Below are 19594 nucleotides of genomic sequence, written 5' to 3' on the forward strand. Positions count from 1 at the left end.
TTTTTATCGGCGGATGGATACATTATATCGGCGGATCAGCCCGGTATATCGGCGAAATGCCAAATATATCGGCGACCTGGCATTTGTTTGATTGCATTCGCCTTTTACTAAGCAGATTCACTAAATTTTTCAGCCCTCAGCACGGCTTTTCATTCAATAAGATCTTCTTATCGGCGGATGCAGCGCGTATATCGGCGGTTCCTCCACTGATATAAGCGACTTTTCCTTTATATCGGCGGATGGATACATTATATCGGCGAAATGCCGTATATATCGGCGACCTATAAAAACCGGCCTTTTATTAACAAAGGGCCGGTTTTCTGGTCCTCAGCCCTTCAATAAGAGCCGTCCCAACATCCTCAACTCCAAATTGCAAGTTTCAAAGCACAAAAAAACCGAACCCAAAAACAGGTTCGGTCCCCCGCCTTATACATGCGCTCTTCTGGCAAAATCCACGAAACGGAATTTATCGAGACGGTGCCTTGATTCGGTGTATTGAAACAGGCTTGTGTCGTCAAGGAAGATGTAGTTGCGGACAACAACGATGTGCTGGAAGCCGTTGATGTCCAGGTATTCATTATCTTCTTCCGTGCATTCCTCAACGACGATTTCTTTTCTTGCATAGCTGATGTTCAGCTGCAGTTCGTTTTCGATGTATTCAAAGATGCTGTTTTCGCAGATTGTTTTGGATAGGAATGGTACGTATTTTTTGTTCAGATAATCTTTGTCCAGGATGATCCGTTCGCCTTCAATTTCCCTGGCCCGGACTACCTTCCAAATCTCATCTGATGGTTCTGCCTTCATTTTTTCAAGAAGCATGCCATCGGGCTTCATCAGTCCGAATTGATAGACGATGGTTTTGGACGGGTTTCTCATTGCGCCTGACAGTTCTTTGAAGCTGATGAGTCCAGATACAGGGAAGTTAAGTTTTTGGGTTTCAAGAACAATGGATCCCTTCCCTTTCACCTTTTGAATCAGGCCGTTTTGCGACAGGAGATTGAGGGCTTTGCGGACCGTTTCTCTCGATGTTTCAAAGCGTTCGGCAAGGTCGTGCTCAGAGGGAAGCGTTTCTCTTGGAGCAATGCTCCCCTCTTTTATTTCCGCTGCAATTTTTTCATAAACAGATAAATATTTTTTTGTTGTCATGTTCATCACCTGCTAAGATTGTAGCATTATTTTTCAAGGTGATAAACGATCGATTCATAGGGACGAAGCTTGATTTCATTGGCCAATTCCTGAGAATCGCTGTAGTTTGACAGCAGTATTCCAGATTGATGCCCTTCAACTGCAGCCTCATATGGAACTTGGAACACCGTTTCATTGCCATAAAAGTTGCTGATTACAAGAAGTTTTTCATATTGTCCCTGTCTTGTATAAGCGAACACTTCCGGATGTTCTCCGGCAAGAAGCTGGTAGCTGCCTGTTGTGACAAGATCCAGTTCTTTTCTAATAGAAATCAGTTTTTTGTAATGATAAAAAATAGATTCCTGATCCTGAAGAGCGGCCTCAGCGTTAATAGTTGGATAGTTTGCTGCAGCTAAAATCCATGGCGTTCCTTTCGTAAACCCTGCATTCTCTGTGCTGTCCCACTGGACAGGTGTTCTAGAATTATCGCGGGAGCGGTTTTTCAGGATTTCCAGGATCTCTTCCTCGCTTTTCCCTGCCTGCAGGAGAATCTTGTGCATATTCAGAGACTCGACATCCCGGTAATCCTGAATGCGGTCGAATTTGGGATTCGTCATGCCAAATTCCTCGCCCTGGTAAATATAAGGCGTTCCCTGCATCATGTGAATCACTGTGGCAAGCATTTTCGCTGATTGTTTATGATATTTTCCGTCATCACCGTAACGCGAAACAATTCTTGGCTGATCATGGTTGCACCAGAACAAGGCATTCCAGCCGCCGCCTTTATTCATTTCTTTTTGCCACACAGAAAGAATTTGCTTTAAAGCCAGAAAATCAAAGTCAGCCAGCGTCCACTTGTCCCCATTTGGATAGTCAACCTTCAGGTGATGAAAATTGAACGTCATGCTCAGCTCGTTCCGATCAGGGTTTGAGTATTTAATGCAGTTGTCAATTGTTGTGGAAGACATCTCTCCAACAGTCATCGCATCATACTTCGCGAAAACCTCTTTGTTCATTTCCTGCAGGTATTCATGAACCCTCGGACCGTCTGTATAAAATTTTCTTCCGTCGCCAGGCGCAATGGACCCGTCATCATCAGGGAAATCCTGATCTTTTGAAATTAAATTGATTACATCAAGGCGAAAGCCGTCCACCCCTTTTTTAAACCAGTAGTGCATCATCTCATACACGCTGTTTCGGACAGATTCGTTTTCCCAATTCAAGTCTGCCTGTGTCACGTCAAACAGATGAAGATAATATTCGCCTGTTTTTTCATCAAGCTTCCAGGCGCTGCCTCCGAATTTCGAGATCCAGTTGGACGGCTCTCCGTTAGCGCCAGGCTCTTTCCAGATGTAATAATCCCTGTACGGATTGTCTTTGGAAGATGCGGATTCTTTGAACCACTTATGCTCTGTTGATGTATGGTTGACAACAAGGTCCATGATCAGCTTCAACCCTCGCTTATGAGCTTCATCAAGCAGCCGGTCAAAATCCTCCATTGTTCCATAAGGCTCATAAATGCTGTAATAGTCACAGATATCATAGCCGTTATCCTTTTGCGGAGAATCATAAATCGGAGTCAGCCAAATGACATCAATCCCAAGCTCTTTAATATAATCGAGCTTTTCAATGATCCCCTGAATGTCCCCGGTCCCGTTACCAGTTGTATCATTGAAGCTTTTCGGGTAAATCTGATAAACTGCAGATTTTTTCCACCATTGCGTTTCCATATGAGCACCACCATTAAAGTATTAGAAGAACAGCAAAGGGGACAATCACTTGTCCCTTTTGCATTGCTATTAAACCGTTTTTTCGCGTCTTGTTTTCGCCAGTATATACGTTAACACAAATGGCACAACGAGTACGATGGCCATTCCCATGAAGAAAGCAGGCCAGTAATGGCTGTCTATGGACAGGAAGCCAGGAATTCCGCCGACACCGATAGAGAATGCTTTAACGCCCTGAACGCTGATGACAAGACCTGCAATCGCAGAACTGATAATCGCCGCGATGAATGGGAAGCGGTAACGCAGATTCACACCGAACATCGCCGGCTCTGTCACGCCAAGGTAGGCAGAAATAGCTGATGTTAAAGCAAGGCCTTTTTGTTTTTCATCCTTCGCCACAAGCATCATTGCAAGGCTGGCAGAGCCCTGTGCAATGTTTGAAAGAGCAAGCATCGGCCAGAGGAAGGTGCCGCCTTTTGCCGCAAGCTGCAGGTCAACCGCAAGGAACGTATGGTGCATTCCTGTAATAACAAGAACGCCGTAAAGTCCTCCATAAATTAAGCCGCCAAGAGCTGCAAAGTGAGTGAACAGCCAGATCACACCGCCTGTCAGGACGTTGCTGATCGCAAATGTAATAGGTCCAATGACGATAAAGGCTGCAAATCCTGTTATAAGAAGAGTTACCGGCGGCACGATCAGCATTTGGATCGCATCCGGGATTCTCTTTGTTAAAAATACTTCAATTTTAGCAAGCAAATAGGAAGCAGCAAGGATCGGCAATACCTGTCCCTGGTAGCCTACTTTTTGTACAGTCAATCCAAAAATGTTCCATGTATCAGGCTTCGTTTTCCCGATATCCCATGCACTGAGCAATTCCGGGTGAACCAGCATCAATCCAAGAACAATCCCAAGCAGCGGGCTTCCGCCAAACCGCTTGACCGCTGACCAGCCGATTAAGCCGGGCAGGAAGGTAAAGGCTGTATTCGCGATAAGGTTAATAATTCCGGATAGGTCAGCCCATTGAGGATAAACCTCAATCAGCGGCTTTGCAAAAAAGATTCCCGGCCCTGTTAAAAGGTTGTTAATCCCCATCAAGAGACCGGCTGTTACGATAGCCGGCAGGATTGGAATAAAAATATCCGCAAGCATTTTGATCGCTTTTTGCAATGGATTCAAATGCGCTTCAGACGCCTTTTTCACGTCCTCTTTTGAAGCCTCGCCAATTCCTGTTTCAGCTGCCATTTCATTGTAAACCTTGTTGACTGTTCCCTGGCCGATTACAACCTGGAACTGGCCGTTAGTTGAAAAGGATCCTTTCACAAGGTCAATGTTCTCCAGTTTTTCTTTATCGACTTTTCCTTCATCTATAAGTGCAAAGCGAAGCCGTGTTACACAGTGTGTGGCAGCAGAAACATTTTCTTTGCCGCCGATCGCCTCGACTATTTCGCGCGCTGCATCTCTATATTGGCTCACAATTCTTCCCTCCTGATATCGTTTTCATCTAGCTGTAGCATTAATGAATCAGAAACGCTTTATGCCTAAACCGCTTTCAAAAATAAACTTGTCTATACATGTATGGTTATTATAGTACACATGTCTATACAAGTTTGCAAGCGTTTTTATATAAAAATTTAGAGGGTGATTTTGGGAAGCCGCTTATAACATTCAAATTCTGCAAGGAATCTTTTCAAGCTGCATATAAGCAGCTGAACCTGCAAATAAAATTTCAAAACCCGCATGTAAATTTCCAAAACCTGCATATAAAATTCGAAAAGCTGCAAATAAAAACCCGAAACCCGCATATAAAAGGGGTATTTCCCCTGCGTGGACAGCACTTTTTTCTCTCTTCTCTTTAAAAAGAACCAATAATGGAAAAAAATGATTATTTATTGTAAATTCGCCAAGTTTTAAGCGCAATTCAACAAAAAAACAGCCCCTTTTCAGAGACTGCATCAGCAGCAAAAATCATATGGATGATGCGGAAGGCTTTTCGGAATGAACAGCAAAGGGGTTTCCTTCACCAGATTCCAGCCGGCAAGCGCTGCTCCGCAGGCATCAATAGCATGGCTTGAAACTTCATCCCGCCACGGAATATTCATAAGCTTTTCCCGCTGCAGCCAGTTTAAAAGAAAGCGGGCTGCCTGCTCGTCTTTTTTATAAGATAGCCCGTACTTTTTATCATCAGGCTGAAGCCTTGCATACATAGCGGCTCCAGGATGAACCTCCACAATCTGTATCGGCAGGTTCAGCTGTTCAATCATTCTTGTGAGCGCAATGCCTCGCAGTGTAAGGTAAACCATTTTCGTCATGGTCGGCGCCATGATGGATCCGTGGTGCATTCCGATGCTGCTGATGAATTTCCGGAACTGTGCATCAGCAGATCTGTCCCCGCCGCCGTCCTGATAGGAGAGCGGCGCATCGATGGCAAGGACTGCTGGTTCCCTGATGCTGCTGATGATGTCGAGAAGATTCTTGTCCGATAACCCTTCCTCCAGCTGAAGGCACTCCAAATAATCATCTTTCATTTTAAAAAGGGCTGCCGCAGTATCTTTGTGATTAGCTGGCCCTGATAAATCTACACCAATAATTATCAAGCCTGTTCTCTCCCAGCCTTTGTTTCACGGGAAACATTTGTTTGACACTATTCCCCAGGAAATGACCTATTTCAGCTTTTTATACACTTGCTCCTTATAAAAGGCAGAAGGGGAAGAATGAAAGGTATTCCGTTTTTGAAAAAGCTTTTCCAGCTGATGCTCTTTTTCAACCAGCTTCCTCTCCAGGTTATCCCTTTCCTCGCCTGTACATATTTTAAGCAAATCTCTTATGCTCATCATTTCTTTTTTCAATGCGGGCTCATCTGACTGCATGCCTGCATTTTTCATCATCCGGTAAGCCATGCGAAGATTTTCCGGAACGCTTTCCAGTTCATCCTGTGGAAGCGGCTTGCCGGCACCAGGCAAATTATCAAACTCGCCCTCTTTTATGGCCTTTCTAATTCGATCCTCTGAGACAATGTAGGAAAAATCCATCTGTCTGCCTCCTTTAATCAGCTTTCTTCCATTATAGCATGCTTCACTTCTCATTCCGTTTATTGGAAAGCTCCAGGATATAATCCGGATAATTTGAGATCATTCCATCCACGCCGATGCTTTGCAGGTAACTGACTGTTTCCCTGTCATTTGCTGTATAGGGAATGGTTTTCATACCAAGGCGGTGAATTTGCTTGACCAGCTGTTCATTCATCAGTCCTTTGTTCGGATTGACAAAGTCAGCATAGCGGGCGATTTCCTTCAGCTGCCAGCCTGGTATGCCGAGCGGCCTGAATTTAACCAATACACCTGTGGAAACAGAAGGCATGATTTTATGAAAGTTTTTAACAGATCTCTTATCAAAGGATTGCACGATCACCGCATCCTTTGGCTGCCGGTCTAGGTGATATTTCTTCAGCATATCCGCCGTTTCTTCTTCAATGCCTGGATAAACCGCCGGATTTTTCAGCTCAATCAAGAGGTTCACCTTGCCAGCATACCGATTCAGAAGCTCCTCAAAGGAAGGAATCTTTTCATTTGAAAATTCTTCGGAAAACCAGCTGCCTGCATCAAGCTCCTGCAGTTCTTTTAAACTCTTTCCTGAAACAGGGCCTCTCCCGTTCGTGGTTCGGTCTACAGAAGGATCATGGATGACAACCAGCTTCCCGTCTCTTGAGCGCTGGATATCGAACTCTATATAGCCTGCTTTCATTCTAATGGCTTTGTCAAATGAGGCAAAGGTATTTTCGGGTGCATAACCGGATGCTCCCCTGTGCGCAATCGTCAGCAGTTCCTTTTCCTCCCCTTGCGTATATTTGGAGCTCGTGCCCCTTGCCTCATTTATACCCCATAAAAAGACACTGGCTGCTAGAACCAAGAAAATATACCGGTACAAAACGAACCTCTCCTTGCTGTTTTTCTTTCATCATAGCCAGTGTATTTTAATTGAGGATAAATGGGACATGAAGATTTATTAAGAGTTTCCCCTGAAGCCTTTACAGTTTATGAATATGCTGGACACCCTATGCCTGTTCATCCGTATATTCAGCCTCCACGCCGCATAGAATGCAATACATTTGCTGCTTTTAAGGAGGAATCAGTGCATGGACATGCTGGAGGAAATGGCTGCCCGTTTTTTTACGCTTTCAAAAGAGGCGAAAAAGGCTGAAGACGAGCTGAAGAAGCTGAAAAAAGAGTGGAATGATTACTTTGATTCTGAGGCAGGAGCCAATGAAAAAGGGGCCTTACAGGCAGGACCTTATCAAGTGCAGAGAATCATCCGGGTGACAGAATGCTATGAAGAAGAAAAAGCTGTGGCAAGACTTGAGGAAGAAAATTTAAGTGATTGCATTCTTACGATAAAGAAACCGGATAAAGAGAAAATAGAAGCAGCCGTCAAGCTCGGCCTTTTGGAAAAGGATGCGCTGAATGAGTGCACTGTGAGGAAAATCAGCAAAGTAGTGACGGTGAAAGAAAAATGACTCCTGGCTTCAGGAGTTTTTTTATTTCACAGGTTTTAATCTGCCGTAATTCGGTTAAAGAAGGATTACTAGAATATTATTTCAGCATAGAAAGGAACTTTGCGATGAATGAAGCAAACATCTGGTTTACCCTGCTGTCCTGTGCCTTTTTTATGGGACTGGTGGCTTTTATTTCTTATAAAAAATCGAAAGACAGCGTAAATGATTCGAACGGTTATTTTCTTGCCGGCCGCGGTTTGAACGGGACTTTTATTGCCGGCTCTCTCCTATTGACCAACCTTTCTGCTGAACAGCTTGTCGGGCTGAATGGACAAGCTTACAGAACCAACCTCTCCAATATGGCATGGGAGGTCACAGCCGCTCTCCCCATCATTATCATGGCCTTATATTTATTGCCAAAATATCTTGGCGGAAATTTTACAACCCTTCCGGAATTCTTAAGCAAACGTTTTGATCAAAGCGTCCGTTTTTACATCGTTCTCCTGTTTATGCTCGGATATATTTTCGTGACAAGTCCTTCTATGCTCTATTCAGGGGCCATTGCCGTCCTGCAAATGTTCGATGTACCAAGCCTGCTTGGCATCAGCTATGAACAGTCGATCTGGCTTGTTGTCTGGGTAGTCGGCATTATTGGCGCCATTTATGCCATTTTCGGAGGATTAAAAGCAGTAGCGATTTCGGATACGCTAAACGGTATCGGCCTTTTGATTATTGGAGCCCTTGTTCCGATTCTTGCGCTGATTGCTCTTGGCAACGGAAGCTTTCTTGGCGGAGTAACCGAGCTTACAACTGTTCATCCTGAAAAGCTGAACGCAATCGGCACGAACACGGATTCCGTTCCATTTGGGACAATTTTCACCGGCATGCTAATAGCCAATTTGTTTTATTGGGCCTCAAACCAATATGTGATCCAGCGCACGCTTGGAGCCAAAAACTTGGCTGAAGGGCAAAAAGGGGTCATTATATCGGGCTTTTATAAGCTGCTCATTCCCATGTTCATGATGATCCCCGGTGTTATCGCTTTTCACCAATACGGCGATTCCCTAAAATCCGTGGATTTAGCCTATCCGACGTTGATTTCAAATGTCCTGCCTATTTATCTTTCCGGCTTATTCCTGGCTGTTTTGCTTGGTGCGGTTTTCAGCTCCTTTAACTCCCTGCTGAACAGCGCGGCCACGATGTTCGCTCTTGATATTTACAAAGCAAAAATAAATCCAAATGCTGATGATAAAAAAGTGATTATGATCAGTCAGTGGTTCGGTACCGCCTTGGCGCTTATTACCCTTTTTGTGGCGCCGCTTCTTATGTACGCACAGGACGGCCTTTGGGATTTAATCAGGAAATTCACCGGGTTTTTCAATGTCCCGATCATTGCGATTCTGCTCGCAGGAGTTTTGACAAAACGGGTGCCCGCCATTGCCTGCAAAGCGGCTATCTTCTTCCACATTCCTGCTTACTATATGATCATCTGGGGCACTGATCAGCTGTTCAGTGTAAAGTGGGACATTAATTTCATCTATGTTTATGCCATTTTGTTCGTGATTGAAATGGTCATGATGCTCGCATTCGGTTATTTTAAACCAAAGACAGAACCTTTTGAGTTTAAGTCTCAATCAAATGTAGATATGGTGCCATGGAAGCTTGCCCTTCCAGCCTCCATTGTTTTGCTGGCACTTGTTGCGATGACTTATCTAGTCTTTTCCCCAGTTGGACTGGCTTACGAAAGGGCAGCAGTCTCGCCGTATTTCTGGCCAGGCGTCGGTTTGACAGCTCTTATGGCTGCTATTCTTATCTACCTGTCAATCAGGCATTGGAATAAGAAATATAAGAACTACCTGAAACGACAAGAGTTAAATATTGATCGCGTTAAGGGCAGAAAGCACAGGCTGTCTGATATGCAGCCATCCTATATTAAGTATAAGTTTGATTAGAAAAAAACCCGGGATTCCCGGGTTTTTTCTATATTATAAGGTGCTCTCCTTCTTCAGCTCATACAGGGAGTGAGCGACCGGCTTCCGCTTTTTGAATCTTATGCTTGCCACCCCTCTTCCGCCCAGTTATGATGGGATTGTTATGGAAAAAACGGGGGATTAGACATGAGAATTAGAGACTGGGACAGCAATTTAAAAGTTCGCCTTATGGGCGAATCATTGATGAACATAACATACTGGATGTTCTTCCCTTTTTTAGCCATTTATTTTTCAGAGGAGTTTGGAAAAGAACTGGCAGGGCTGCTGCTTATTGTATCACAGCTTTTCTCTGTAATGGCCAACCTGCTTGGCGGCTACAGTGCCGACCGGATCGGCAGAAAGAAAATGATGGTGCTCTCTTCCTGCGGACAGGGCATTGCCTTTTTTACCTTTGCGATGGCAAGCTCGCCATGGTTTGATTTGCCTGTTCTTGCTTTTATCGCCTTCGCTGTTGTCGGAGTGTTCGGTGCACTTTACTGGCCTGCCAGCCAGGCGATGGTGGCTGATGTGGTCGAAGAAAAAGACAGAAGCGATGTGTTTGCGATCTTTTATACCTCACTTAATATTGCTGTCGTGATCGGGCCGATATTGGGAGGCATTTTTTATGTACATTACCGGTTCCAGCTGCTCCTTGCCGCAACAGCTGTCTGCCTTCTGCTCTCTTTTGTTCTTTATAAATGGACACGGGAAACCTCTCCGGCTGTTCTGGCAAAAAGGACGATGCAAACAGAGAAAAAGGAAAAATGGTTTCATTTTCTGGCTGCACAAATTAAGGATTATGGCGTTATTTTCAAGGATACGCCCTTCCTCCTTTATATTCTCGCTGGTATTCTTGCCGGGCAGACATTTATGCAGCTTGACCTCTTGATCCCGGTTTACACGAAAGAAGTATTCGGCACCCAAACCTTTTTCACGTTTGGGGATTTCACTTCAAAGGTGAACGGCGAGCAGGCTTACGGGATTATCCTGTCTGAAAACGGGCTTCTTGTTGCTATTTTTACAATTGCCGTTACAAGGTGGATGAACAAATTCCGCGAACAGCGTGTATTCATGCTGTCTTCCATTCTTTATGGGGGAGCGATCTTCTGGTACGGCAGCGTAAACTCTCTTTGGGGAATGGCAGCTGCAATGGCTGTTTTTACGTTTGCCGAGCTTATGACTGCAGGCCTTCAGCAAAGCTTTATTTCAAGACTGGCGCCGGAAAAAATGCGCGGGCAGTATTTTGCCGCTTCAAGCCTGCGGTTTACATTCAGCAGGACGCTTGCTCCGATCTCCATTCCTTTTACAGTTTGGTTTGGCTACCAGACAACCTTTGCTCTGCTTGGCCTGCTTGCTCTTGGAAGCGCGTTTCTTTACTACATTATGTTCAAAAAGTATGAAACTGCCCGTTACAAGTCAATGCACGGGTAGTCTGAGGGATGTTTCGATTATAATATAAGAAAATGATGGGAGGCTTTAAAATGGCTGAGCTGGAAAAGTGGTTTGCAAAGGGGTTAACGCAGGAGGAATATATCAGGTCGATGGAGCAGCACAAGGAAAATCTTCTTGTTGTGTACAATTCATTCTACCTTGAGGAGGACGAAAGGGTTTATCTGCAGACCCTGCAATCGGAAGGCCTGAGGGCTGTTGTACTGACCGCAGACTGGTGCGGTGACGCGATGGTCAATTTGCCGATTTTCATGCGTATGGCACAGGAATCCTGCCTCGAAGCCCGCTACCTGATCAGGGATGAAAATCTTGAGCTGATGGATCAATATTTAACAAACGGCAGGGCAAGATCCATCCCGATTATCGTCTTTTTCAACCAGCAAGGGGATGAAATTGCCAAATGGGGACCGCGCGCACAGCAGGTAGAAGCCATCGTCGGAGAGATGAAGAAAAATCTCCCTCCAAAAGAATCCCCGGAATTTGAGGCAGCCTTCAAACAATTTGCCGGAGAAATTTCCTCACGCTTTACAACAGATCAAAGCATCTGGGATGCTGTAAAAGACAGCCTCATGGAAAGCTTGAAAAACAGAGTTCAGCAATAGGACAAGCCCCAAAGAGAAGGAGGCATATGCCCATGCATAAGCATATTCTCGTAAAAGGACGCGTTCAGGGAGTCGGTTTCAGATACTTTGTGCAGACGAAAGCCGCACAGCAGAACATCAAAGGCTGGGTAAAGAACCTGCAGGACGGAAATGTTGAAATTGAAGCAGAAGGCTCAGAAAAAGACCTGGAGCTGTTTACAGAAGAAATCCGCAAAGGGAGTCCTTTTTCACACGTGGACTCGCTTGAAACAGCTGAAAAGGAAACCCTTAAAGAATATTCCTCATTTGATATTGTCTATTGAGGGAAAAATCCGGCGAAATGCCGGATTTTTTTTGTTCTTAGGGGATTTAGGACTAGTCATGCAGCCAGATGTCATCAATTCTAAAATATGGTAATATACTCTAGGACAGGCTTTCTTCCGTTCTCTTGCCCCTCGTAAGTTTATAGCCTATTTCGAATGGGTATATTAAGGTGCAGGGATACGGAATAACAGCAAGTAATGCAAAATAAATTTGACGCATGCCGAAAAACGCAGTAAATTATGTAAGTGTATTTTTTTTGGCGGGCATTTTACAAAATGATTAAAAGTCCATTTTGTTTTTGTGTCTATTTTATTAAAACTTCTCTTAAGGGCTTTTACTGACCTGACAAACAAAATATATTTAGAGTCAGGATTAAAACTAAAATTCTTCATCATTACCCGGAATCGATGAAAGGTAAGGAAAAGGGAGAATTATGACAAAACTTAAATCCTTGATTAACAAAGAACTTATTACCAAATATCACATGGAAATCGGCATTATGCTGTGCTTTATGCTTCCTCCGCTCGGCATCCTTTGGCTGACTGTCATCGGGTGGCGGCATCTGAATAAAGTGGTTTACAACCGGGTACCGCTTCACTTTAACACAACAACGTTTTTCTTTATTTGTTTGCTGATTTCGAGCATAGGCGCAAGCATATCCCAGCACAACGGAAAATACCTGCTGATCGTCGCACTGATTGCCGGATATTTAGGGCTTTACCTGTACATCAAAGACATCACAAACTTTGCCAGCATCAAACGGTATAAGTATGTCATGATAGCAGGCGGATTTTATTTATTCCTTTCAGGCACCCTATTCCCGGGATTTTACGGAAAAAGCGAATGGATCGGGTATCTGACAGGCACGCAGTTTATCGGAGGCCCTCCCGGCACTGACGATCCGAGATTATTCGGCAGCGCCTATAATCCGAATTTCACTGCCTTCCTTCTGCTGATGACATTCACCTTTGTCCTCTCAAGCATTATGGAAAAAATGAAAAAAGGCGATAAAGGGTGGCAAAAATTTTACCTGCCTCTTTTACTGATCAATACGATCGGCATTTTTGAGACGGGCTCCCGTTCAGGTGTGGCAGCCATGTTTATTCTCGGTTTGTTTTTCGTTATTAAAAGCTACCCAAAAATCGGGCTTACTTCCATCGCTGCTCTCTTCCTTATTAAAGACCAGATCCTGATGCTGATTCCTAGAAATGACGCAATCAGCCAATCCACCTTTATGAGGAAGGAAATATGGGAAAACAGTATCCGCATCTGGCAGGATCACCCCTTCTTCGGAACAACGCCGATCGGATTTGCTGACGCATACGCGCACTTTGCAAGAGCTGTTCCGCATGCACATAACATCGTGCTTGCTTTCTTTGCGGAATACGGGACAATCGGTGGGCTTGCCTTCCTGCTTCTTGCTCTGTCCGTAATGTATAAATTCTGCTGCATGTACTTTTTAAAAGCCAAGCGGAAAAAGCTTCTGAACTTTTTCCTGCTGTCACTGCCGGTGCTTCTTTTGACGGGAATCTTCGACCACCCTCTCGTCTCGCCGCAGACTGCCCTGCTAACCATTATTCTGCTGGCAAGCTTTGATAAGTACACAGCAACTGTTCCGTTTGTGGAAAAATCTGTCCTTCACTTAAAGCGTGCTCTTCTATGGGTTAGCTTCTGGACAGGCAAGCCGCAGCACATGTCAAAAACACACAAAAATAAGACAAAATTATAAGAGCAAAGCTGGCCCTGATAACGGGGCCAGCTTTTTTATTCTTTGCTTTTTTGAGCAGCGAGCTCATACATATAATCCTCAAGCTTTTCAATGACACCCTTATAACTGAATCTCAGCGCCGTTTCCCGACCGGCGGCAGAGAATGTCCGCCTGAGCTCAGGATCATCCAAGAGCTTTGCAATGCTATCTGTCATCGGCAAAATATCCCGCGGCTCGACCAGAAGCGAATTGTAGCCATTCACTGCAAAATCGGCAATGCCGCCGCACTTTGTAGCCACTACCGGAACACCTGACGCCATCGCTTCAAGCGGAGGCATGCCAAACCCTTCATAATACGAAGGAAAAATCAGCAGATCACTTTTCCGGAAATGCTCCGCCAATGCCGGCTGCAAAGGATGCACAACAAAGTGAATCGGAAAAGGATACCACCTGTACCCCGGCTGGAACTGGCAGATCCAAGTCAGCGTAAACCGGTATCCCCTGTTCCATATATGCGTCAGCGCCATCAAAGCATCATCAAAGCCCTTGAACGTCAAACTCGGATTTCCAACAAGCAAAATGTTGAACTCCGTTTTCTCAAACACCTTATTTTCTTCAGGATAGAAGAAATCCGGATCAATCCCGTTTGGAATCACCTTTGTATCAAGCTGGTACTTAGCCTTCAGCACCTTTGCCACATAACTGGATACACTTGCAACAGGCACCCCTGACTTGTAGCAAACATTTAAGTAATTTCTCAAATTCATCCCTTCATGCAGATTCGGAATATCTCCAAAAAGATACTCATGACCCTGCTCCCAATAAAAAACAGGCTCCTTGCATTGCTTCAGCTCCTCCAGCTGATAAATCCAGCCTGCCACAAGCACATCACACTCATGCGTATAATTTGAAAACGGCTCATGAGCCGGCACTACGATCCCTTTGGTCACCTCCAGATCAAACCAGTTCGGAACCACATTATCTCCTTCAGCGCCCTTTATAAAGGCGTATACCTCATGCCCCTTCGCCCTGAGCTCCTTCATCTGATGAAGCAGCATCTTCAAACCGCCCGTCAAATTCAAATGCGGCAGCAAATAGCCGATCTTCAGCTTTTCCCGCTCCGGCACAGTCTCAATCACTGCAGGAGGAGCACTCGCAGCACCTTCTGCCTCCTGAGGCGGAAACAGCTTAAACAGATTTGCTCCATTGTCCCCGACGCTCATAAACTGATACAAGTAATCAAAATCGGCAAAATCCACAATCGTCCACCGGCTTTTATGCGCCTCAAGCGTATTCCCCAAATACTCCAGCTGCACATCAGGATTCAGCGGCGTTGATAAGATCAGCGACTTATTCGTCTTCTTCAGCAAATCCCGCAGCAGCTGCTTCCCTTCTTCCTTCTCAAAATGCTCCAGCACATCAATCAGCAGAATTGTATCGTAATTTTGCGGCAGCGTATGGACAATGGTCCGGATATCGCCGTAAAAAACCTCATTGTACACATAATCATGAATCGGGTTCTGGTATTTCCTGAACCCCTCCACCCCATCCAGCTTAATAACCCACTGATCCTTCTCATACCTTAAGTAAGGAATATCAAATACTTCCCTAAGCATCACTCCATACTTCCCAAAACCGACCCCAATATCCAGAATCGAACCAGGATGATCCGCTATAACCTGCTGAATAATATTCGGCATTGGATGATACCAGCTTGACGGCATGTCATCTCTCCTTTGTCTCTTCCCGCTTCTTTCAGGAAAACAGATAAATTCAGAATATATATATATAGTCGCCAAGCTGTTCATGCTTTTTTTTGGGTACGGGGGATTATTAGCCTCTGTCCACTTAAGTAAAGGGGAGCTTAGTATAGCGCAGAATTAAAGGGCTGACGCAATGACATTTAAGCTTAGTTCAGGAGATGGGCTCTTCATCCTGAGGCTCTGTCCCCTTTGTACTGGGGTGTCTGTCCCCCAGTACAGTGCACAAATAAAGGACTGACCCCATCTTCTTTAGTCTAAGCTGGACGCGGGTTCTGCTCCCTGAGCCTCTGTCCCCTGCTGCGTTAACGGAACGGGGGCCAGGTTATCAAACAGCTGCTCCTGTCCCCCTCTCCAATGCTTTATTAAAGACCTGTCCCCTTTATAAGAAAGCTTACTGCGGCAAAGGTTTTAAAGCTGCCGTCTATGTCCCCTTCTGCTTTAGCGCAGTTGGGGCCAGGTCACTAGATAAATAGGGGGACAGAGACTCCCCCCTTTAGGATCCCCTCTACAAAAAAAAGCCCCCTCCTCAATGAAAAGGGCACTTCTTCAGCTCCGCTCCATAAGCCTTTTCCTGATAAAAGAAGTTCGGCTTTACAATCCTGTTGTCATATTTGCTGTGAAAAATATGGGTGGAGGCTGGGGATATGGGCGGAATCAGCCATGTCCAGTCACCGGTGATGCTCCTGCCGCTTTCAGCTTCTTTTTCTTCAAAAAGCTGAAATTGGGAGGCTGCTGTGTGGTGGTCAACTATGCTGACGCCGGCTTTTTTGTAAGAATGGAGGACGGCTTCGTTCAGGTCGATGAGAGCTTTATCCTTCCACAGGCTGGCGCTGCGGGATGTGTCGTAGCCAAGCAGCTCAGCGGTTTTCGGCAGCAGGTTGTAGCGGCTGCTGTCTGCAAAGTTTCTGGCTCCGATTTCTGTTTCCATGTACCAGCCGTTAAAGGGAGCTGCATTGTAGCGGATGCCGCCGATTTCAAGCTTCATATCCGAAATGATCGGGACCGCATACCATTTGGCGTTCAGTTCTTCCAGTTCAGGGTGTGCTGGATGCTGAATCGGCACTTCCAGGATGAGGTCTTCCGGGATTTTGTACCATTTTGGTGTTTCTTCTTTATGCTGGATAACGAGCGGGAGAATGTCAAAGTTCCCCTCATTCCCTTTCCATCCAAGCTCCTGGCATGCTTTTGTAAAGGCTATGGATGCCGGGTCGCCGATTGTGCCGTGCGGGGTTTCGTAGCCGGCATAGCGGATGAGCTGATGATTCCAGATTCGGAAGCTGTTTTCAGGTCGGAAGATCGTAATGGCGGGCCGTATTTTGCCTCCGTTGGTTGCGTAGCTGATATGGCGGAACAAAGCCTCTTTTACTTTTTCCGCTTCATTCTCTTTTCTTTCATCAAAAACGGTGATCGAGCTCCAGAAAAGACGGCCGATGCATTTGTTGCTGTTGCGCCACGCCATTTTGGCTCCATGCTCCAGTTCTTCATATGTATGGGTGTAGGTGCCTCTTTTTTTGATTTCGCTATGTATTTCCTGAAGCCTGATATCTGCCTGCCCGGCTGATTTCCCCAATTCGCTAAAGCAAGTCTGAATAAAATCCGCTGCTTCCTGGAAAATTGATTCTTGATTCGTCACTTTGTGCCTCCTATACGCGTCATTCTTGATGCTACCTCTACAATAGAGGATACAAGTTCTTTTCGCAAAGAGAATCTGCTGACCCTGTTTTTCTGATTTTCGGGTAAGGTAAAGAAAAACCATTTTTAAAAAGGAGACGGAGGAATGGGAAAGAAGATTCTTGTGACCGGCTTTACTGGGAATGCCGGTCATCAAGTCGCACTGTCTCTCCTTGATCGGGGATCAGCCTTTCATGCCGCTGTCAGAAATGTGGGAAAAGCCAAGGCAGAGTATGGCGGCCAGTTCCAGTATGTGCCCTTTGATTTGATGGATCCCGCATCATTCGATAAAGCTCTGCAGGGGATAGACAGGGTATTTTTGATGTATCCGCCAAATGCCTGCGGTCCTGAATGGATTAAGGCGTTTGTGGACAACTGCCGGAATAAAGGCGTTCGGCACATTGTGTATCTGTCTGTAAAGGACGTGCAGTATATGCCCTTTCTTCCTCATTATCAAAATGAGAAAGCGATTCAAAAAAGCGGTATTTCTTATACGTTTCTCAGGGCAGGATATTTTATGCAGAATTTTAATCTATTTTTGCTTGATGAAATCCTAAAGAATAACCGCATTTATGTACCGGCTGGCAAAGGAAAAACCAGTTTTGTGGATGTAAGGGATGTGGCAGATGCTGCTGCTCTCGTTTTAAATGACCCGATCGTGCATCGGAATAAAAGCTATACACTGACCGGCAATGAAGCGCTGACGTTTTATGATGCAGCAAAGCTGTTAAGCGCCTATACGGGCCGCGAAATCACATATGCCAGCCCTTCCAGCAAAGAATTTCAGCACTATATGCGGCAGAAAGGCACTGACCCCGATTTTGTAAAAATAGCAGCCAGGCTCCACATGCTGACAAAGTACGGCTTTGCAAAAGGTATAGCAGAAGATTTTCAAAAGCTGATGAATAAAGCAGCAACTTCTCTTGAACAGTATTTTGAAGATTACCGGGAGGATTTTCAAAAGGATCAGGAGTGAAATGTTCCAGCTTAAAGTATATTCTTTGAACTCCTTTGTGCAGGATGATACGGTAGAGTTATCTTAAGCTGCTTAACTAGGAGGCAAAAATAATGGAACCTACTTCTCAAAAACAAATTCAGCTTGCTGAAAGGCCGAAAGGAATGCCTGACAGCAGCACCTTCAAATTTATCGAAACAGATGTGCCAAAGCCTGATCAGGGCCAGGTGATCGTGCGGACGCTTTATCTTTCCGTCGATCCTTACATGAGAGGCAGAATGCAGGATACGAAGTCTTATGTAGAGCCTTTCCCATTAAATGAAGTGATTCAGGGCGGCGTTGTCGGCGAAGTGGTTCAGTCGAATTCCGATTCCTTTGAAAGAGGCGACGTTGTCGTTGGAATGCTTGGCTGGCAGGAGTATTCAGCTGCTTCTGAAAAAGACATCCGGAAGATCGATCCAACGATTGCACCTGTTACTACAGCGCTTGGCATTCTCGGCATGCCCGGTTTGACGGCTTATTTCGGCTTGCTCCATATCGGCCAGCCAAAAGAAGGCGAAACAGTCGTTGTTTCCGGAGCAGCCGGTGCAGTAGGCTCCATTGTCGGCCAGATTGCCAAGATTAAAGGAGCGCGGGTTGTCGGAATCGCAGGCTCTGATGAAAAGATCAGCTATTTAAAAAATGAACTGGGCTTTGATGAAACCATTAATTACAAAACCGAAAATGTAGCAGAAGCTCTTGAAAAAGCATGCCCGAATGGCGTCGATGTATATTTTGACAACGTTGGCGGAGAAATTTCTGACGCTGTTTACAGCATCCTGAACAAATTTGCCCGTGTGCCGATCTGCGGCGCCATCTCTTCCTATAATAAAGAAGATGAAGACCTCGGACCGCGCGTACAGACCAAATTGATTAAATCAAGCGCCTTAATGAAAGGCTTTGTTGTCAGCGACTATGCCAGCCACTTCGGGGAAGGCGCCAAACAGCTTGGCCAATGGGTTCAGGAAGGCAAGCTGAAATATGAAGAAACAATCGTAGAAGGCTTTGACTCCATCCCGGATGCATTCCTTGGATTGTTTAAAGGTGAAAATAAAGGCAAGCAGCTTGTAAAAGTAGCATCACCGCTTTATGCCCAGCTGTAATTGCTAGAGAAAAAGCCAGCCCTAAGATTTTTAGGCTGGCTTTTTTTAATGCTTCTTTTTGTAATAGTCAATATCTCCGCTTTTTCTGGTAATGAAAAACAGAAAAATAGGGAATACAGTAGATATCATGACTAAAGAAAATTTTTGTGAATTTCACTATACGGCGGCACAAACATCCAATAAAATTAGATTGAAATAGCACATTGGGAGTGGAAAGAGTATGAACATGAAACTTGAGGAATTGCAGACACGCATCGGAGCGGAGCATCAGGATCTTTTAAAGTTTGTTCAGCACACATTTGATGAGCTTGACAGAAGAAGCGAGGAACACCGGAAGCTGACTTCTGTTAACGCCCTTGCTGGAATCAAGCCGGAAGGAACTGCAGAAGCAGATTTCTACCGCCATGTGAACGAAATGAAAAATCTTTTAATCGAAATGCTGGAGAAAACAACTCAGGATATTGAACATCTTGGCGATAAGAACTGGGATAAGAACTTCGTTGATGGTGTAGAAGACTAAGCAGCAGAAAGACTTTCCATTTATTGGGGAGTCTTTTTTCCTTTTCTGATCTAAAAAAAGAAACTCCCGTCTTTCCCTCTCAGTTTTCCTTCGTTATAATCGTAGATGTGCATAAAAAATTTCAAATGGATTTCCATTTTAAAAAAGGCTTTGCGATAGAGCCTAATAGA

At 45.0% G+C, this 19594-nt stretch carries 18 protein-coding genes; 9 read left to right on the forward strand and 9 right to left on the reverse strand.

The features are described from left to right. Window positions 1–426: 426 nt before the first annotated feature. The 7 genes from treR to LRR81_RS19790 form a co-directional block, all read right to left on the reverse strand. A complete protein-coding gene (gene treR, locus LRR81_RS19760) occupies window positions 427–1146 on the reverse strand; it encodes a trehalose operon repressor (protein WP_231791139.1) in 720 nt (239 codons plus the stop codon). Window positions 1147–1172: 26 nt separating this feature from the next. After that, complete coding sequence (gene treC, locus LRR81_RS19765; protein WP_231791140.1) at window positions 1173–2855, reverse strand: alpha,alpha-phosphotrehalase; 1683 nt, start codon at window positions 2853–2855, stop codon at window positions 1173–1175. Between the two features lie 69 nt (window positions 2856–2924). Beyond that, window positions 2925–4325: a PTS system trehalose-specific EIIBC component gene (gene treP / locus LRR81_RS19770; RefSeq protein ID WP_231791141.1), complete on the reverse strand. Its 1401-nt coding sequence runs from the start codon at window positions 4323–4325 to the stop codon at window positions 2925–2927. A 192-nt stretch (window positions 4326–4517) separates the two neighbouring features. Continuing rightward, window positions 4518–4805 (reverse strand): hypothetical protein, encoded by a 288-nt coding sequence (locus LRR81_RS19775; protein ID WP_231791142.1) that lies wholly within the window; start codon window positions 4803–4805, stop codon window positions 4518–4520. Further along, window positions 4805–5446: a DUF429 domain-containing protein gene (locus LRR81_RS19780; RefSeq protein WP_231791143.1), complete on the reverse strand. Its 642-nt coding sequence runs from the start codon at window positions 5444–5446 to the stop codon at window positions 4805–4807. Before LRR81_RS19780 ends, LRR81_RS19775 begins: the two co-directional genes overlap by 1 nt. Before the next feature lie 66 nt (window positions 5447–5512). Beyond that, on the reverse strand, window positions 5513–5881 hold the full coding sequence (locus LRR81_RS19785; protein ID WP_231791144.1) for a DnaJ family domain-containing protein: 369 nt from the start codon (window positions 5879–5881) through the stop codon (window positions 5513–5515). Window positions 5882–5924: 43 nt separating this feature from the next. Continuing rightward, on the reverse strand, window positions 5925–6776 hold the full coding sequence (locus LRR81_RS19790; RefSeq protein ID WP_231791145.1) for a glycerophosphodiester phosphodiesterase: 852 nt from the start codon (window positions 6774–6776) through the stop codon (window positions 5925–5927). Between the two features lie 208 nt (window positions 6777–6984). Here LRR81_RS19790 and LRR81_RS19795 point away from each other — a divergent pair, with 208 nt between their 5' ends. From LRR81_RS19795 to LRR81_RS19820, 6 genes are all read left to right on the forward strand, one after another. Beyond that, window positions 6985–7362, forward strand: a complete 378-nt coding sequence (locus tag LRR81_RS19795) for a hypothetical protein (RefSeq protein WP_231791146.1) — start codon at window positions 6985–6987, stop codon at window positions 7360–7362. Window positions 7363–7466: 104 nt separating this feature from the next. Beyond that, on the forward strand, window positions 7467–9293 hold the full coding sequence (locus tag LRR81_RS19800; protein ID WP_231791147.1) for a solute:sodium symporter family transporter: 1827 nt from the start codon (window positions 7467–7469) through the stop codon (window positions 9291–9293). A gap of 165 nt (window positions 9294–9458) precedes the next feature. Beyond that, window positions 9459–10742 carry an MDR family MFS transporter gene (locus tag LRR81_RS19805; RefSeq protein ID WP_231791148.1) on the forward strand — a complete coding sequence of 428 codons (1284 nt, stop codon included), beginning with the start codon at window positions 9459–9461 and terminating at the stop codon, window positions 10740–10742. Window positions 10743–10792: 50 nt separating this feature from the next. Next, window positions 10793–11362 carry a thioredoxin family protein gene (locus LRR81_RS19810; protein ID WP_231791149.1) on the forward strand — a complete coding sequence of 190 codons (570 nt, stop codon included), beginning with the start codon at window positions 10793–10795 and terminating at the stop codon, window positions 11360–11362. Window positions 11363–11394: 32 nt separating this feature from the next. Continuing rightward, window positions 11395–11664 (forward strand): acylphosphatase, encoded by a 270-nt coding sequence (locus tag LRR81_RS19815; RefSeq protein WP_231791150.1) that lies wholly within the window; start codon window positions 11395–11397, stop codon window positions 11662–11664. 434 nt (window positions 11665–12098) lie between these two features. Further along, complete coding sequence (locus LRR81_RS19820; protein WP_231791151.1) at window positions 12099–13394, forward strand: O-antigen ligase family protein; 1296 nt, start codon at window positions 12099–12101, stop codon at window positions 13392–13394. 35 nt (window positions 13395–13429) lie between these two features. On the opposite strand, the gene LRR81_RS19825 is transcribed toward LRR81_RS19820, so the two are convergent. After that, the gene (locus LRR81_RS19825; RefSeq protein WP_231791152.1) at window positions 13430–15097 is read right to left on the reverse strand and encodes a glycosyltransferase; all 1668 of its coding nucleotides are present in this window, start codon (window positions 15095–15097) and stop codon (window positions 13430–13432) included. A gap of 565 nt (window positions 15098–15662) precedes the next feature. Continuing rightward, window positions 15663–16769: a nitric oxide synthase oxygenase gene (locus LRR81_RS19830; protein WP_231791153.1), complete on the reverse strand. Its 1107-nt coding sequence runs from the start codon at window positions 16767–16769 to the stop codon at window positions 15663–15665. A gap of 144 nt (window positions 16770–16913) precedes the next feature. Between LRR81_RS19830 and LRR81_RS19835 the strand changes: the two genes are divergently transcribed. From LRR81_RS19835 to LRR81_RS19845, 3 genes are all read left to right on the forward strand, one after another. Further along, on the forward strand, window positions 16914–17783 hold the full coding sequence (locus LRR81_RS19835; RefSeq protein ID WP_231791154.1) for an SDR family oxidoreductase: 870 nt from the start codon (window positions 16914–16916) through the stop codon (window positions 17781–17783). A 92-nt stretch (window positions 17784–17875) separates the two neighbouring features. After that, entirely contained in the window at window positions 17876–18904 is a 1029-nt protein-coding gene (locus tag LRR81_RS19840) for an NADP-dependent oxidoreductase (protein WP_231791155.1), read from the forward strand. A gap of 220 nt (window positions 18905–19124) precedes the next feature. Continuing rightward, window positions 19125–19424: a hypothetical protein gene (locus LRR81_RS19845; RefSeq protein ID WP_231791156.1), complete on the forward strand. Its 300-nt coding sequence runs from the start codon at window positions 19125–19127 to the stop codon at window positions 19422–19424. Window positions 19425–19594: the final 170 nt, after the last annotated feature.

The sequence above is a fragment of the Metabacillus kandeliae genome (assembly GCF_021166585.1).
GTDB lineage: Bacteria > Bacillota > Bacilli > Bacillales > Bacillaceae > Metabacillus_B > Metabacillus_B kandeliae.

Coding starts and splice junctions, on each gene's coding strand:
- treR (WP_231791139.1), bottom strand. CDS start 1,146: ATGACAACAAAAAAATATTTATCTGTTTATGAAAAAATTGCAGCGGAA.
- treC (WP_231791140.1), bottom strand. CDS start 2,855: ATGGAAACGCAATGGTGGAAAAAATCTGCAGTTTATCAGATTTACCCG.
- LRR81_RS19775 (WP_231791142.1), bottom strand. CDS start 4,805: ATGCAGTCTCTGAAAAGGGGCTGTTTTTTTGTTGAATTGCGCTTAAAA.
- LRR81_RS19785 (WP_231791144.1), bottom strand. CDS start 5,881: ATGGATTTTTCCTACATTGTCTCAGAGGATCGAATTAGAAAGGCCATA.
- LRR81_RS19795 (WP_231791146.1), top strand. CDS start 6,985: ATGGACATGCTGGAGGAAATGGCTGCCCGTTTTTTTACGCTTTCAAAA.
- LRR81_RS19800 (WP_231791147.1), top strand. CDS start 7,467: ATGAATGAAGCAAACATCTGGTTTACCCTGCTGTCCTGTGCCTTTTTT.
- LRR81_RS19805 (WP_231791148.1), top strand. CDS start 9,459: ATGAGAATTAGAGACTGGGACAGCAATTTAAAAGTTCGCCTTATGGGC.
- LRR81_RS19810 (WP_231791149.1), top strand. CDS start 10,793: ATGGCTGAGCTGGAAAAGTGGTTTGCAAAGGGGTTAACGCAGGAGGAA.
- LRR81_RS19815 (WP_231791150.1), top strand. CDS start 11,395: ATGCATAAGCATATTCTCGTAAAAGGACGCGTTCAGGGAGTCGGTTTC.
- LRR81_RS19820 (WP_231791151.1), top strand. CDS start 12,099: ATGACAAAACTTAAATCCTTGATTAACAAAGAACTTATTACCAAATAT.
- LRR81_RS19825 (WP_231791152.1), bottom strand. CDS start 15,097: ATGCCGTCAAGCTGGTATCATCCAATGCCGAATATTATTCAGCAGGTT.
- LRR81_RS19835 (WP_231791154.1), top strand. CDS start 16,914: ATGGGAAAGAAGATTCTTGTGACCGGCTTTACTGGGAATGCCGGTCAT.
- LRR81_RS19840 (WP_231791155.1), top strand. CDS start 17,876: ATGGAACCTACTTCTCAAAAACAAATTCAGCTTGCTGAAAGGCCGAAA.
- LRR81_RS19845 (WP_231791156.1), top strand. CDS start 19,125: ATGAACATGAAACTTGAGGAATTGCAGACACGCATCGGAGCGGAGCAT.